This is a genomic window from Gillisella vitis, from assembly GCF_021559775.1.
Classification (GTDB): domain Bacteria; phylum Pseudomonadota; class Alphaproteobacteria; order Rhizobiales; family Rhizobiaceae; genus Allorhizobium; species Allorhizobium ampelinum.
The window spans coordinates 1,046,841-1,061,386 of sequence record NZ_CP056047.1 but is presented as its reverse complement, the minus strand read 5'-3'; the positions used below and the strand labels follow the sequence as shown (position 1 = coordinate 1,061,386).

15 protein-coding genes are annotated in these 14,546 nt (G+C 58.2%); 8 read left to right on the top strand and 7 right to left on the bottom strand.

Going from position 1 to position 14,546, the window contains the following annotated elements:
* Positions 1-224 precede the first annotated feature (224 nt).
* Complete coding sequence (locus tag AVCG78_RS04885) at positions 225-3,293, top strand: Rne/Rng family ribonuclease (protein ID WP_071585275.1); 3,069 nt, start codon at positions 225-227, stop codon at positions 3,291-3,293.
* A 105-nt stretch (positions 3,294-3,398) separates the two neighbouring features.
* On the opposite strand, the gene AVCG78_RS04880 is transcribed toward AVCG78_RS04885, so the two are convergent.
* A complete protein-coding gene (locus tag AVCG78_RS04880; protein WP_081355506.1) occupies positions 3,399-3,971 on the bottom strand; it encodes a GNAT family N-acetyltransferase in 573 nt (190 codons plus the stop codon).
* Between the two features lie 123 nt (positions 3,972-4,094).
* Positions 4,095-5,252, bottom strand: coding sequence for a pyridoxal phosphate-dependent aminotransferase (locus tag AVCG78_RS04875; protein WP_139191395.1), 1,158 nt, complete (start codon positions 5,250-5,252; stop codon positions 4,095-4,097).
* A gap of 312 nt (positions 5,253-5,564) precedes the next feature.
* On the opposite strand from AVCG78_RS04875, the gene AVCG78_RS04870 reads away from it, so the two are divergent.
* The 5 genes from AVCG78_RS04870 to aat all read left to right on the top strand — a co-directional run bounded on the left by AVCG78_RS04870 (position 5,565) and on the right by aat (position 9,402).
* The gene (locus AVCG78_RS04870; RefSeq protein WP_409065493.1) at positions 5,565-6,320 is read left to right on the top strand and encodes a DsbA family protein; all 756 of its coding nucleotides are present in this window, start codon (positions 5,565-5,567) and stop codon (positions 6,318-6,320) included.
* A 125-nt stretch (positions 6,321-6,445) separates the two neighbouring features.
* On the top strand, positions 6,446-6,883 hold the full coding sequence (aroQ, locus tag AVCG78_RS04865) for a type II 3-dehydroquinate dehydratase (RefSeq protein WP_156582642.1): 438 nt from the start codon (positions 6,446-6,448) through the stop codon (positions 6,881-6,883).
* Positions 6,884-6,908: 25 nt separating this feature from the next.
* Positions 6,909-7,397, top strand: a complete 489-nt coding sequence (gene accB, locus AVCG78_RS04860) for an acetyl-CoA carboxylase biotin carboxyl carrier protein (protein ID WP_015915707.1) — start codon at positions 6,909-6,911, stop codon at positions 7,395-7,397.
* A 4-nt stretch (positions 7,398-7,401) separates the two neighbouring features.
* Positions 7,402-8,754: an acetyl-CoA carboxylase biotin carboxylase subunit gene (gene accC, locus AVCG78_RS04855; RefSeq protein WP_015915706.1), complete on the top strand. Its 1,353-nt coding sequence runs from the start codon at positions 7,402-7,404 to the stop codon at positions 8,752-8,754.
* Between the two features lie 9 nt (positions 8,755-8,763).
* The gene (aat, locus tag AVCG78_RS04850) at positions 8,764-9,402 is read left to right on the top strand and encodes a leucyl/phenylalanyl-tRNA--protein transferase (protein WP_071204408.1); all 639 of its coding nucleotides are present in this window, start codon (positions 8,764-8,766) and stop codon (positions 9,400-9,402) included.
* Positions 9,403-9,432: 30 nt separating this feature from the next.
* Here the strand turns inward: aat and AVCG78_RS04845 are convergent, their stop codons facing one another.
* From AVCG78_RS04845 to gatB, 5 genes are all read right to left on the bottom strand, one after another.
* On the bottom strand, positions 9,433-9,825 hold the full coding sequence (locus tag AVCG78_RS04845; RefSeq protein ID WP_234617909.1) for a DUF2155 domain-containing protein: 393 nt from the start codon (positions 9,823-9,825) through the stop codon (positions 9,433-9,435).
* Positions 9,826-10,079: 254 nt separating this feature from the next.
* A complete protein-coding gene (locus tag AVCG78_RS04840) occupies positions 10,080-10,478 on the bottom strand; it encodes an NADH:ubiquinone oxidoreductase subunit NDUFA12 (RefSeq protein WP_015915703.1) in 399 nt (132 codons plus the stop codon).
* Positions 10,479-10,578: 100 nt separating this feature from the next.
* Positions 10,579-11,040, bottom strand: coding sequence for a GNAT family N-acetyltransferase (locus AVCG78_RS04835; protein ID WP_071204406.1), 462 nt, complete (start codon positions 11,038-11,040; stop codon positions 10,579-10,581).
* 39 nt (positions 11,041-11,079) lie between these two features.
* Positions 11,080-11,598 carry a GNAT family N-acetyltransferase gene (locus AVCG78_RS04830; RefSeq protein WP_071204404.1) on the bottom strand — a complete coding sequence of 173 codons (519 nt, stop codon included), beginning with the start codon at positions 11,596-11,598 and terminating at the stop codon, positions 11,080-11,082.
* Positions 11,599-11,604: 6 nt separating this feature from the next.
* Entirely contained in the window at positions 11,605-13,107 is a 1,503-nt protein-coding gene (gatB, locus tag AVCG78_RS04825) for an Asp-tRNA(Asn)/Glu-tRNA(Gln) amidotransferase subunit GatB (protein WP_015915700.1), read from the bottom strand.
* A 346-nt stretch (positions 13,108-13,453) separates the two neighbouring features.
* Between gatB and AVCG78_RS04820 the strand changes: the two genes are divergently transcribed.
* Complete coding sequence (locus AVCG78_RS04820; protein ID WP_081355508.1) at positions 13,454-14,221, top strand: glycosyltransferase family 2 protein; 768 nt, start codon at positions 13,454-13,456, stop codon at positions 14,219-14,221.
* Complete coding sequence (locus AVCG78_RS04815) at positions 14,214-14,537, top strand: lipid-A-disaccharide synthase N-terminal domain-containing protein (RefSeq protein WP_015915698.1); 324 nt, start codon at positions 14,214-14,216, stop codon at positions 14,535-14,537. Before AVCG78_RS04820 ends, AVCG78_RS04815 begins: the two co-directional genes overlap by 8 nt.
* Positions 14,538-14,546: the final 9 nt, after the last annotated feature.

The following is a 14,546-nucleotide window of genomic DNA, read 5'->3' as shown; positions in this document are numbered from 1 at the left end:
GTCATTGTCGCTTTTGTTTTGGTATTTGATGTCGTTGCAGCAGCCTTTGTCCGATGTTGTCCGCCTTGGGGCCTTTGATGCCCTGAACGCTGACGGACTGCTGCCAGGAAAGATACCGCAGACGAGAGCACCGATATCCGGCGCATCGCTCACGAGATCAGCCCCGCTTGGCACCAGGCCTGCGGCATTGCTCGCCACCGGTCGCGCCGAGGAGCAGAGCTTACATGGCAGACAAAATGCTAATCGATGCGTCTCACGAAGAAGAGACGCGCGTCGTTGTCGTTCGCGGTAACAGGATCGAAGAATTCGATTTTGAATCCCAGCATAAGAAACAGATCCGCGGCAACATCTATCTGGCCAAAGTCACACGGGTCGAGCCTTCCTTGCAGGCCGCCTTCGTCGATTACGGCGGCAATCGTCACGGCTTCCTGGCTTTTGCAGAAATCCATCCCGATTATTATCAGATCCCTCTTGCCGACCGTCAGGCCTTGCTGAAGGCTGAAGCCGAAGAGCATGGCCGTCACGACGACGGCGATTTCGAGCCGGTGCGCAGCAGAGATCCCGGCGAACGCGACCAGCCGGTGATTGCCGATCCGGCCGAATTCGCCAATGAAGCTGAAGAAGTCGCTGGTCTCGCCGTCAATCAGGCGGATGACGATCACGCGCAAACCACAGCCGAGCAGCCCGCAGATGCGCCGCAAGCCGAGGCGTCACAGACTGACGCAGTGCAGGCCGACGCAGTACCGGCTGAGCAGCAAGCAGACGAGGCAGCCCCCGAGGCCGCAGCAAAGCCCAAGGCACGCCGTCCGCGCAAGCCCCGCAAGAAGGCAGGCGAGGTTGAAGCCTCCGCAGAACCGGTCGCTGTCGAAAGCGACGAAACCCCGGATGACGGATCGAGCAATGGCAGCATGGCGGCCATGGTCGACACGGACTCCATCTCTGAAGAAACCGATAGCCGCCATCGTCATGACGATGATGACGACGATGATGATGATGACGGCGAGAAGGAAGAAATCGAATCCGTTGGCGCCGAAGACGCCATGGAAGAGGTTCCCGACCGGGTGCGCCGCACGCCGCGCAAGCAATATCGCATCCAGGAAGTTATCAAGCGCCGCCAGATCCTGCTGGTGCAGGTCGCCAAGGAAGAACGTGGCAACAAGGGTGCTGCGCTGACCACCTACCTGTCTCTGGCAGGCCGCTATTCTGTTCTGATGCCGAATACGGCACGCGGCGGCGGCATTTCGCGCAAGATTACCAACCCTGCCGACCGCAAGCGGTTGAAGGAAGTGGCCCGCGATCTGGAAGTGCCGCTGGGCATGGGCGTTATCCTGCGCACCGCAGGTGCCAATCGCACCAAGGTCGAGGTCAAGCGCGATTTCGAATATCTGATGCGTCTTTGGGAAAACGTTCGCACCCTGACACTGAATTCCACCGCACCTTGCCTCGTCTATGAGGAAGGCTCACTGATCAAGCGCTCGATCCGCGACCTGTACAACAAGGATATCAGCGAGATCGTGGTGTCTGGCGAAGAAGGCTATCGTGAAGCGAAAGACTTCATGAAAATGCTGATGCCGAGCCATGCCAAGGTGGTTCAGCCCTACCGCGACATTCACCCGATCTTCTCGCGCTCCGGCATTGAGGCCCAATTGGACCGGATGTTGCAGCCGCAGGTGACGCTGAAGTCCGGTGGTTATATTATCATCAACCAGACCGAAGCGCTGGTGTCCATCGACGTGAACTCGGGTCGTTCGACCCGCGAATATTCCATCGAAGACACCGCCCTGCAAACCAATCTGGAAGCCGCGGAAGAAGTGGCCCGCCAGTTGCGCCTGCGCGACCTTGCCGGTCTGATCGTCATCGACTTCATCGACATGGAAGAGAAGCGCAACAACCGCTCTGTCGAGAAGAAGCTGAAGGATTGCCTGAAAAACGACCGCGCCCGTATTCAGGTCGGACGTATTTCGCATTTCGGTCTGCTGGAAATGTCGCGTCAGCGCATTCGCGCCAGCGTGTTGGAATCGACCACCCAGGTCTGCCAGCATTGCTCCGGCACAGGCCTGATCCGCTCGCAGTCCTCTGTTGCCTTGCATGTGCTGCGCGGCGTCGAAGAATATCTGCTGAAAAGCACCACGCACGACATTACCGTGCGTACCTTGCCGGAAACGGCGCTTTACCTGCTCAACCACAAGCGCGGCTCGATTGTCGATTATGAAAACCGCTTCGGCGTGTCGATCATCATCGACTCGGATGCCAGCGTCGGTCACCAGCATTTCGCCATCGACAAGGGCGAGCCGGTTGCCAATCCGGTCCGCATCGAGACCTTGCTGCCGCTGATCAGTGAGCCGGAAGAGGACGATCCGATCATTGAGATCGAGGAAGAGGATGACGAGGACGTCGTCGAGGCTCCTGTTCAGGCACAGCCCGCATCCAGTGGCAATGCTGCAGCAAACGCCGCCGAAGACGGCAACCGCAAGCGCAAGCGCCGCCGCCGCCGCCGTGGCAAGAATGGCAATGGCCATGCCGATGGACAGCAGAATGCTGCCGGCGGTGACGAAGGCGACGATGACAGCGAAGGCGATGACGACGCCGAAGATACGGCAGAAGACCGCGATGATAGTGTCGAGGCCTCTGACGCTTCTGAAGACGGCAACAGCGAAAGCCAGCGCCGCAAGCGCCGCCGTCGTGGCAAGCGTGGTGGACGTCGTGGTCGTGATGAAAATGGCGTCAGCGCCGATGCCGAAGGCAATGATAGCGCCGAAGAAGACGATTCTGCGGAGGAGTCGGCGCAAGCCGATACCGATCAGGCTGCAGCCGTCGCTGCTGCACCGTCCGAAGCCGTTGCCGACAGCGTTGAGGTCGATGCTCCGGCGATAGAAGCTGTAAAAGCCGATGAGCCCGTGGCTGCCAAGCCGCGCCGGGCTCGCAAGCCGAAAGCGTCAGCCAAAACTGAAGCCGCCGATAGCGTGGAAACGGTAATGGAACCTGATGCTGCTCTGCCTGATGCTGTGGTTGTCGAAGCACCGGCTGCTGCTGCCGAGCCTGTGGCGACCTCCCCCGTCTCGGAAGAGCCGGCAGCAACAGCACCTGCTCAGGACGTCTCTGCGCCAGAGCCTGCATCTGAAGTCACAAGTGAGCCAGAGACCGTAAGCGATGCCAGTGCTGAAAAGCCGGTGCGCGCCAATCGGTCGTCCAATGTCAGCACATCCGAACCGGTCGTCACCTCGGTGACCAATGGCGACGACGCTCCGAAGCCCAAGAAGGGCGGATGGTGGCAGAAGCGCGGCTTCCTCTAGGAGGGACTTGCGTTTCAAACATTCAAAAACGGCCACGCCCCTAGCGTGGCCGTTTTCGTTTAATGGCAAGCGTTCATGAGCCTTACGGTCTGTGAAACGGTGTGATCAACCGAAATCTGGCGCCGCCACCGATGATGGCCTCATGCGGTTCATGACCAGCGTCGGTCTGCCCATATAGGTCACCTCACCCTTACGAATATAGCCGCTTTTCTCCGCAACCCGGATCGACGCATGGTGCTGTGGGTCGAAAAGGCAGACTGTTTCTCCTTGGGCAAAATGCCGGTCGCCCCAGCCAAGCGTGGCGGTGACGGCTTCGGTGGCAAGGCCCCGGCCATGGGCATCGGCAATCAGCACCCAGCCAATTTCCGGCACCTCATCCAAGGGCGGGGTGATATCGCGCTTGTAATTGGCAAACCCGACTTCTCCGAGAAAATCCCCGCTGGTCTGGTCTTCAACAACCCAATAGCCGAAAGATAGTGCCTGCCAATGGCCGATATAGCGCAGCAGTCGTGACCAGCTGTCGGAGCGGCTCGACGGCTTCCCGCTGATATAGCGCACCACTCTCTCGTCCGCCCACATCCGGGCCGATGCCTCGAAATCCTCCAGGCGATGGCCGCGCAATCGCAGCCTTTCGGTTTCAAGAACAGGCACGCGCGACAACATTGGCTCATCCTGCATTTGGCATCCCCTGCGTCCTCTGGAGTGATCCTGACAAACAGAATCAATCCTTTCACAGATTGATTCAAGAGCTTGCGACATTGAGTCTGAAATCGATCTCAAGCCATTGAAATCTCGGAAAACTCACGCAAGCCAGTTGGCGATGCGGTCGGTGGCATCGGTCAGGTCTGCCAGCGTTCCCGCATAGGAAATCCGCAAGGCCCGGTGACCTTCCAACGGGTCGAAATCCAGACCAGGCGTTGCCGCCACATGGGTTTGCGCCAGCAGTCTTCGGGCAAATTCCATGCTGTCATTGGTGAAGCGGCTGACATCAACATAGGCATAGAAGGCGCCATCCATGGGAGACAGCAGCGGCATGCCCAGCGCAGGCAGCCGAGCCTGGAGAAAATCGCGATTGGCGCGGCAACCGGCCCGGTACTCTTCCAATTCATCGCCTGCCTCAAGCGCAGCCATGGCGGCAATCTGCGATAATTCAGGCGCCGAAATATAGAGGCTCTGGGCCACGCATTCCACGCCACGCACCAATGCCGGGGGCAGGACCATCCAGCCGATCCGCCAACCGGTCATCCGATAATATTTGGAGAAGGAATTGATGACGACGGCGTCAGGCGCAAATTCTACCGCGCTCGCTTCCTCCACGCCATAGGTCAGGCCGTGATAGATCTCGTCGGAGATGAAGCTGACGCCGTTGTCGTCGCACCATAGCGCCAGACGCTGCAACGCAGCCCGGCCTGTGACCGTGCCGGTGGGATTGGCGGGGCTGGCCAGAAGTACGCCTTTCAGCCGCACGCCCGCCGCCCTCGCCGCGCGCTCCAGGCTATCGGGTGTCAGGGTAAAATCAGTCTCAGGGCCAACAGGCACTTCAATGACCACCAGTCCCAGCGCCTTCAGGATGTTGCGATAGGCGGGATAGCCGGGCCGGGCGATGGCCACCGCGTCCCCGGCCTCAAACAGCGTCAGAAATGCCAGGTTGAAACCCGCCGACGAGCCAGTCGTCACCATGATCCGCTCCGCCGCGACCTCCGTGCCGTGGCGACGACGGTAATAATCGGCAAGCCCCTGACGCAGGTCGGCACGGCCGAGAGCGTCGGTATAGCCGATCTGGCCCGCCCGCAAGGCCACTTCCGCCGCCCGGATCGCCCGCTCGGGCGCTGGCGCGCCAGGCTGGCCGACTGCCAGAGAAATCACCTTATGGCCAGTGGCCTTCAACCGGTTGGCCTCGGCCAGAATATCCATGGCGTGGAACGGTTCGACGGCACTGCGGGTGGAAAGCATAACCAAGATGGATCTCTTTCTATTCTCTAGGAGGCTGAAACAGAAATGCGCCTGACATTTGCCGCATTGCGCACCCTATCACAATGGGAAGAGCCATGCCGGAATGCGTTTTCCCGCTTTTCCCGGTCAGGGAATGAGCTACGGTCACACGTCCATTTCGAGGTGGATTGACCACGAAAATAACCGGACAGACTAGACCGCCAGCGCTGCGGCTGGCACAAAGCCCCAAGACCGGCTTGGCGGACATGCATGCCGCCGAAAACGCAGGCCAAAAATGATGGCCGAAGACAATGGCCAGAGACGAGGATTGACATGAAGATACGATTTTTTCGCACTGCCGTTTTGGCAACGCTCATTGCCTCGACCGGCCTTGGCGCTCCGGCTTACGCGCTGGATGACAAGCAGAAGCAAGAAATCGGCGACTTCATCAAGGAATATCTGATCGCCCATCCGGAAATCATGCTCGACGTGCAGGACGCCTTGCAAAAGAAGCAGGAAGAGGCCCGCGCCAGCCAGGCCTCCAGCGGCATTGAACGCAACAAGGCTGAGATCTTCAATTCGAAGGATGATATCGTCCTTGGCAATCCGAAGGGTGACGTTACCATCGTTGAGTTCTTCGACTATAATTGCGGCTATTGCCGCCATGCGCTGGCCGACATGGATACCATCCTGAAGACCGATAAGAATGTGCGGTTCGTCTTGAAGGAATTCCCGATTCTTGGGCCAGATTCGGTGGCCGCACACCGCGTTGCAGACGCATTCCGCAAGCTGGCACCGGAAAAATACAGCGACTTCCACCATGCCCTGCTTGGCAGTGAAGGTCGCGCCACGCAGGAAAGCGCCATCGATGCGGGTGTGATGCTGGGGGTTTCGGAAGCAGCCCTTCGTAAGGAAATGACTGACAGCCCCAATGACACGTCCGTCAAAAAGGTCTATCAACTGGCCCAGGACCTAGGCATCAACGGCACACCCGCCTATGTGATCGGCAATGAACTGGTTTCCGGTGCCATCGGCGCAGATGCTCTCCAGGAGAAGCTGACGAATGTTCGCACCTGCGGCAAATCAACCTGCTGAATCCACCAGATAGTCGCGATATCCAGCTGATTTTACAGTGAAGCCATAGGGAGAAAAGCGCAAAGGGCTTTTCCTTCAACGGATGCCGGTTTATAGGAGGCGGTCGAAAACGCGACGGAACAGCAATGAGCAGAACAATTTTCGTGCTGAACGGCCCCAATCTGAATGCGCTTGGCAAGCGGGAGCCCGGGATTTACGGCGGCAAGACACTGTCCGACATCGAAACGGAGTGCGTTCGGTTCGGTGAACAGCTCGGCATTGCCGTCGACTGCCGCCAGAGCAATCATGAGGGCGATCTGGTCGATTGGCTGCATGAAGCGGGCGATAAAGCTGCCGGTGTCGCGCTCAATGCCGGTGCCTATACGCATACATCAATCGCGCTGCATGACGCCATGCGAGCGATTGCTGTTCCGGTCGTCGAAGTGCATATTTCGAATGTCCACGCGCGGGAAGAATTCCGCCATACCTCAATGATAGCGCCCGCCGCCAAGGGAGTTATTTGCGGCTTCGGACCGCATTCCTACCTCCTGGCGCTGCAAGCGCTTGATAACCTCACACGATAGAACAAGAAATTCAGGGACAACCTCCATGGCAGAGAAGAAAACCGGCATCGATCAGGCGCTTATCCGCGAGCTGGCGAATATCTTGAACGAGACCGATCTGAGCGAGATCGAAGTGGAACAGGATGCGCTGAGAATTCGCGTTTCCCGCGCCGCGCCGCAAATGGTGGCTCCGCAGATGATGGCAATGCCGCAGATGCAGTATGGCGCGCCTTATGGTGCCCCGGCACCTGCCGCAGCACCTGCTCCGGTCGCGGTAGCGGCTCCTGCTGCCCGCGATCTGTCCAAAGCCGTAACGGCTCCCATGGTCGGCACGGTCTATATGTCCCCCGCCCCCGGTTCAAAGCCCTTCATCGAAGTCGGCTCGACGGTCAAGGAAGGCCAGACGCTGCTGATCATCGAAGCCATGAAGACAATGAACCAGATCCCTTCGCCTCGTTCCGGCAAGGTCGTCGAAATCCTCATCGACGATGCAAGCCCGGTCGAATATGGCGAAGCCATGGTCATCATCGAGTAAGCCGATGCCAGTCATCTCAAAAATACTCATCGCCAATCGCGGCGAAATCGCCCTTCGCGTGCTGCGCGCCTGCAAGGAGCTTGGCATTGCCTCCGTTGCCGTGCATTCCACAGCGGATGCCGACGCCATGCATGTACGCCTTGCCGACGAAAGCGTCTGCATCGGCCCACCACCCTCGCGTGACAGCTATCTGAACATTCACCAGATTGTTGCCGCCTGTGAAATCACCGGGGCGGACGCCGTCCATCCCGGCTACGGCTTCCTCTCGGAAAATTCCAAGTTCGCCGATATTCTCGACGCCCATGGCATTACCTTCATCGGACCGACCGCCGATCATATCCGGCTGATGGGCGACAAGATTACCGCCAAGGAAACCGCAAAATCCCTCGGCATTCCCGTGGTTCCAGGTTCTGCCGGCGAAGTGAAGCCGGAAACAGCGCTGGAGATCGCCCGTGAAATCGGCTTTCCGGTGCTGATCAAGGCAACGGCAGGCGGCGGCGGACGCGGGATGAAAGTCGCGAACACCGAAGCAGAGCTGGAAGAAGCCGTTTCCACAGCCCGTTCGGAAGCCGCTGCTGCTTTTGGTAACGACGCCGTCTATATGGAAAAATATCTCGGTACGCCCCGGCATATCGAAATCCAGGTATTCGGCGATGGTGAAGGCAATGCCATTCATCTGGGCGAACGCGATTGCTCGCTTCAGCGCCGTCACCAGAAAGTCTGGGAAGAGGCGAATTCGCCTGCCCTCACCCAGGAACAGCGGATGAAGATCGGCCAGATCTGCGCCGACGCCATGAAAAAGCTGAAATATCGCGGCGCTGGTACGATCGAGTTCCTCTATGAAAACGGTGAGTTCTATTTCATTGAAATGAACACCCGTTTGCAGGTGGAGCATCCGGTCACGGAAGCCATTACCGGCATCGATCTGGTCTATGAACAGATCCGCGTTGCATCGGGCGCAGGCCTGTCGGTGACGCAGGAAGAAGTGGAATTCCGTGGCCATGCCATCGAATGCCGCATCAATGCCGAAGACCCGCGCACCTTCACGCCGTCTCCGGGCACCATCACCCATTTCCACGCTCCAGGCGGGCTTGGGGTGCGGGTGGATTCCGGCGCCTATGCCGGCTACAAGATCCCGCCTTACTATGACAGCCTGATCGGCAAGCTGATCGTGCATGGTCGCACCCGCGAAGAATGCATGATGCGCCTGCGGCGGGTTCTCGATGAATTCGTCATTGACGGGATCAAGACGACCCTGCCATTGTTCCAGGATCTGATCAACAATCCGGATATTGCCAAGGGCGATTACGACATCCATTGGCTGGAGCACTATCTGGCCAAGACGTCCACGAAATAAGGACAAAGAATGGGGCGGCGCAGCAGCAAGGATAAAAGTATAACGCCCGATATCCTGTTGCGCGCCTATTCCATCGGCCTATTTCCCATGGCCGAATCCAGCGACGACCCGGAACTGTTCTGGGTCGAGCCTGACCTGCGGGGCATCATTCCCCTCGACAGCTTTCACTATTCCAAAAGCCTGGCCAAGATTATCCGACAAAAGCCGTTTGATATCCGCTTCGATACGGCTTTTGCAGCGGTTCTGGACAAATGCGCCGAGCCCGCACCGGACCGGCCCAGCACCTGGATCAACCAGACAATCCGCGATCTATACACAGCCCTGTTTCAGATGGGCCACGCCCATAGCGTCGAAGCCTTTGAAGGTGATGAGCTGGTCGGCGGCCTTTACGGCGTGTCCCTGGGGGCGGCCTTCTTCGGCGAAAGCATGTTTTCCCGCCGTTCCAACGCATCGAAAATCTGTCTTGTGCATCTGGTCGAAAGGCTACGGGCGCAGGGTTTCGTGCTTCTCGACACCCAGTTTACCACCGAGCATCTGAAAACATTCGGGGCGATAGATGTGGCGAAAGACGAGTACAGCAAGATGCTGGAAGAGGCCGTAACTATGGCCAATGTGCCGTTTTTATTGCCGGAAGAAATAAGTCCGTAACAAACAGCTTTCCAACATTCAGCTCTGGGCTTATTTCGCCGGTTTCGGCACGTCGGAGGTCTGCTTGCAATCCTTCAGCCAGACATCGTAGATCGGGTGCTCGATGGCGTTCAGCGCCGGGCTATCGGCAAACATCCAGCCTGAAAAGATCTGGCGAATGCGACGGTCCAGGGTGATTTCGTCGACCTGCACGAAGGCGTCGACATGCTGCGCCTCGGTTTCATCGCGGGAGTAACAGGCCTTGGGCGTCACCTGCAAGGCGCCGAACTGGACTGTCTCATTGAGATAGACGTCGAATTCGGTAATCCGCCCGGTTATCTTGTCCAAACCCGAAAAGACCGCGACGGCGTTGGAAATGCGGGCGGCATCGGCTGGAACAGTGGCCGTTATCGAGAACGCTACGGTGAGGCTGGTTGCTGCCAGAACCGCTCTCAACACCCTTTTCGTCTGTTTCACAGATCGTATTCCTGTCGTTTCCGGCCGTCGTCGCTCAGATGGGCCAATTTTCAAATGCGCCAGCAGTCGGACCGGCGGTCCGAATTGCAGACACGTCCACCCTATGCGCAAAAACAAATATCAGCAGGAAAACGCTGACAAACCCATGTACCGGAAATTTGTGGCCAAAACCGGAAGAGCGCATAACGCGTTAACACCGTCATGCGCTCACAAAATATCTGTTAGTTGCCGGGCGTCCAGGCGTCGTAGTCACCGGTGACGCGGGGACGAGCACCGGTTGCAGCAATCGAGCCCTGCGGACGATAGGCTTTGGCGGTGCCGGTCAGGTTCGCCTCATGCGGCTTTTCCCATTCCCGTGGCACGTAATTGTCCTTGGTGGGCGGCACGTCGGTGCGGTGATGCATCCAGCCATGCCAGCCAGGCGGAATGGCGGAGGCGTCAGCGTAGCCGTTGTAAATCACCCAGCGACGTTGCAAGCCGAAGCTGCTCATGCCGCCTTCATAGTAGACATTGCCAGCTTCGTCTTCGCCAACGCGCTTACCTTCACGCCAGGTGAAGAAACGGGTTCCGACGGTCTGGCCACTCCACCAGGTGAAAATCTGCAACAAAAGCTGCTTCATGTCTTTTCCTCGGCTCCGCCACGGTCCGGCGGCTTTCAATGATGATCTGCTTATGACGCCTTGACGAGCGCTTGTCCAGAGATTCGGGCCAAAGCCCTGTTCATTTCAACTTGAACTTGAAGCCAAAATGGCTCTTGCTAAAGCCCAACCGCTCGTAAAATCGATGCGCGTCGAGCCTCACTGCGTTCGAAGACAACTGCACCAGGCGTAGACCTTCAGCCCTAGCCCGTTCCAGGCAGAATTCGATCATTTGCGCACCAATCCCCTGCCCCCGGCAATCGGCCCGTGTCTGCACGGCCTCGACGATCATCGAAGACGAACCGCGCCCGGTCAATGTCGTAGTGATCATGGTCTGGAAAGTGCCAACCACCGCGCCATCACGCTCCGCAACATACAGAACTTCGTTGCTCGACGCGGCGATGCGCCGAAAGGCAGCAAGATAGTCCGGCAGGGCATCGGGGTCTGTGGTATCGCCGTGGCCACCAAGATCGTCAGCGGCAAATAGCGCAACAATGGCGACAATATCATTTTCTTGCGCCGGACGAATAATCAAGGGGAGCATGATGATCCTGAAGGTTTCGGGCTGACAGCTATAAATGCCCTAGAATGGCCCGGATAAAACATTGACCAGCGGCTTTTCCATGACCAGGCCTTCAATGCCGCTACCCGCCACCCCGCAGTTCTGGGTGCGATCGACCTCCACAAAGCCGTGAGTGGTGTAAAAAGCCACTGCACCTGTATTCTTCGGCTCCACGTCCAGCCGCAGGATCTCGGCGTCCGGGAAGCAGGTTTCCAGTTCGGCCAGAATGTCAGTGCCAATGCCCTGGCGGTGAAAGCTGGGATGGACGTACAGCTGATGCAGAATGGCGGTCTTGGCCATATTATCAGCCATGGCGGCAAAACCCATGCCGCCGAGGCGCTTGCCATCGTCAGCCACCAGAAATTCGCCGCCCTTTTTCGCCAGCCGCGCCTTCAGCGCGGCAGTCGAATGCCAGGTATCGATGATCTTCTGCACCTTGGCCACGCCATAGATGCTGTCATAGGTGGCATGCCAGGTTTCCGACAGCAGCACCCGCACCTTTTCCAGATCTCGGTCATTGGCGGTGCGGATGAAGAACATCGGACTTTACTCCTCCAGGCCGAGCTTGGCCTTGACCAGCGCCTGCACCGCCTGCGGATTGGCCTTGCCACCGGTCGCCTTCATCACCTGACCGACAAACCAGCCAGCCAGCGTCGGTTTGGCCAGCACCTTGGCAACCTGATCGGGATTGGCGGCGATGATTTCATCCACAGCCTTTTCAATCGCGCCTGTGTCGGTCACCTGTTTCATGCCCCGGCTCTCGACGATATCGGCGGGATCACCGCCTTCGTTGAAGACGATTTCAAACAGGTCCTTGGCGATCTTGCCGGAAATGGTCTCGGCCTTGATCAGGTCGATGATACCGCCGAGCTGGGCAGGTGAAACCGGAGTCTCTTCAATGCCTTTGCCGGCTTTGTTCAAGGCACCCAGCAGGTCGTTGATAACCCAGTTGGCGGCAATCTTGCCGTCCCGGCCCGCAGCCACGGCTTCGTAATAATCGGCAATCGCCTTTTCAGACACCAGCACCGAAGCATCATAGACGGAAAGGCCCAGGGAGGCGACAAAACGCGCCTTCTTGTCGTCGGGCAATTCCGGCAGATCCTTCTTCAAGGCCTGCACGAAGGCATCGTCGAATTCCAGCGGCAACAAATCGGGATCAGGGAAATAGCGATAATCATGCGCATCCTCCTTGGAGCGCATCGAACGGGTCTCGCCCTTGCCCGGATCAAACAGCCGGGTTTCCTGATCAATCGAGCCGCCATCCTCCAGAATAGCGATCTGGCGACGAGCTTCATATTCAATGGCCTGGCCGATGAAGCGGATGGAGTTGACGTTCTTGATTTCGCAGCGCGTGCCGAATTCGCCGCCCGGCTTACGCACGGAGACATTGACGTCGGCGCGCATCGAGCCTTCGTCCATATTACCGTCGCAGGTGCCGAGATAGCGCACGATCGAGCGCAGCTTGGTCATATAGGCCTTGGCTTCGTCAGATGAGCGCATGTCCGGCTTGGAAACGATTTCCATCAGCGCCACGCCGGAACGGTTCAGATCGACATAGGACATGGTCGGATGCTGGTCATGCATCGACTTGCCGGCATCCTGTTCCAGATGCAGCCGCTCGATGCCGATTTCGATATCCTCGAAATTCCCCTGACGATCGGGTCCGAGCGAAATGATGATCTTGCCTTCCCCGACAATCGGGTCCTTGAACTGCGAGATCTGGTAGCCCTGCGGCAGGTCGGGATAGAAATAGTTCTTGCGGTCAAAAATTGAACGCTTGTTGATTTTCGCCTTCAGGCCGAGACCGGTGCGCACCGCCTGGCGAACGCATTCCTCGTTGATAACAGGCAACATGCCGGGCATCGCCGCATCAACCAGCGACACATTGTCGTTCGGTGCGTTACCAAATGTCGTCGAGGCCCCGGAAAACAGCTTGGACTGGCTCAACACCTGGGCATGAACTTCCATGCCGATAACGATTTCCCAATCGCCGGTGGCGCCGGGAATCAGGCGTTTCGGGTCGGGGGTGCGCGTATCGACAAGGGTCATGACATGCTCTTTTCAGACCAATTCCGGCAAAACACGAGAGGTTTCGCCAAAGGAATTGCACAAACAGAAAGAAGCCGGAGCGGTCGGCAATCGGGAAAAAACAGCAATGCTCCGACAGGTGATTTTCATCTTCCCGGTTAGAACAAATGCGCGGAACGCGCAAGACGAAGCAGCATTGCCACCGCGCTTTGCGCAGCTTGGCACCGTTGAAAACCGGGCATGACCGGGCAAAATTGGGTCGGTCCTTTAAAATGCAGGGAAAAGCACCGGCAACAGGCGCTCAAGGCGGATGACGCGCCCTTGAAAACAGGCTATGGGGGCGGCATAGAAAGCCGTTGGAACAGAGATGACCGACCAGTCCCACCCCCATTTTGCCTCACCTCGTTTTGCCGTTGTCGTGCCCATGAAGAATGAGGCCGATAATATCGACCTGTTGATCGGGGAAATCGAGACGGCCTGTCAGGGTGAAGATTTCGAAGCGATCTTCGTGGACGACGGCTCAACTGATGCCACGCTTGCACGGCTGAAGCAGGCGGCCAGCGTCAAGCCATGGGTACGGGTGCTGCATCATCCCGTGTCCGGCGGCCAATCGGCGGCGATCCACTCGGGCGTCAACGCGGCGCGGGCACCGATCATCTGTACCATGGATGGCGACGGCCAGAACCCACCCTCGGAAATTCCCCGTCTTGTCGCGCCGCTTCTCGATACAAGTGCCGATAGCCACCTTGGGCTTGTTGCCGGTCAGCGGGCCAGACGGCAGGATACGCTGTCGAAGAAGGTTGCCTCGCGTCTGGCCAATGGCATCCGCCAAAGCATCTTGCAGGACAAGACCCGCGACACGGGCTGCGGGCTAAAAGCCTTTCGGCGCGATGCGTTTCTGGACCTGCCGTTTTTCAATCACATGCATCGCTATCTGCCGGCGCTGTTTTCCGCCTATGGCTGGCGGGTGGCGCATGTGGATGTCGGTCATCGGCACCGCCATGCCGGAACCTCCAATTATAACAATCTTCAGCGCGCCCTGGTCGGCATTCATGACCTGATCGGCGTCAGCTGGCTGATCAAACGCCGCAAGACCGTGCGCCCGCAGGATATCGGACCATCACCCCATGAATGATCTTCTCGCCTATTTCAAAATCCACGATACCGCCGACCTGATCTGGCTAGGGTTGGGCGTGCTGGCCCAGCTGATGTTTTCGTTGCGCTTCATCATCCAGTGGCTGGTGTCTGAAAAGCAGAAGCGCTCGGTCATTCCCGCCGCCTTCTGGTGGTTTTCGGTGATCGGTGGCATCATGCTGCTGGCCTATGGCATCCACCGCGGCGAACCGATCATCATGCTCGGCCAGGGGCTTGGCATTATCGTCTATATCCGCAACCTGATGCTGCTGCATCAGGGCCGCAAGACCGATCTGCCCTCCGAATCCAAATCCTGAACCCGGCGG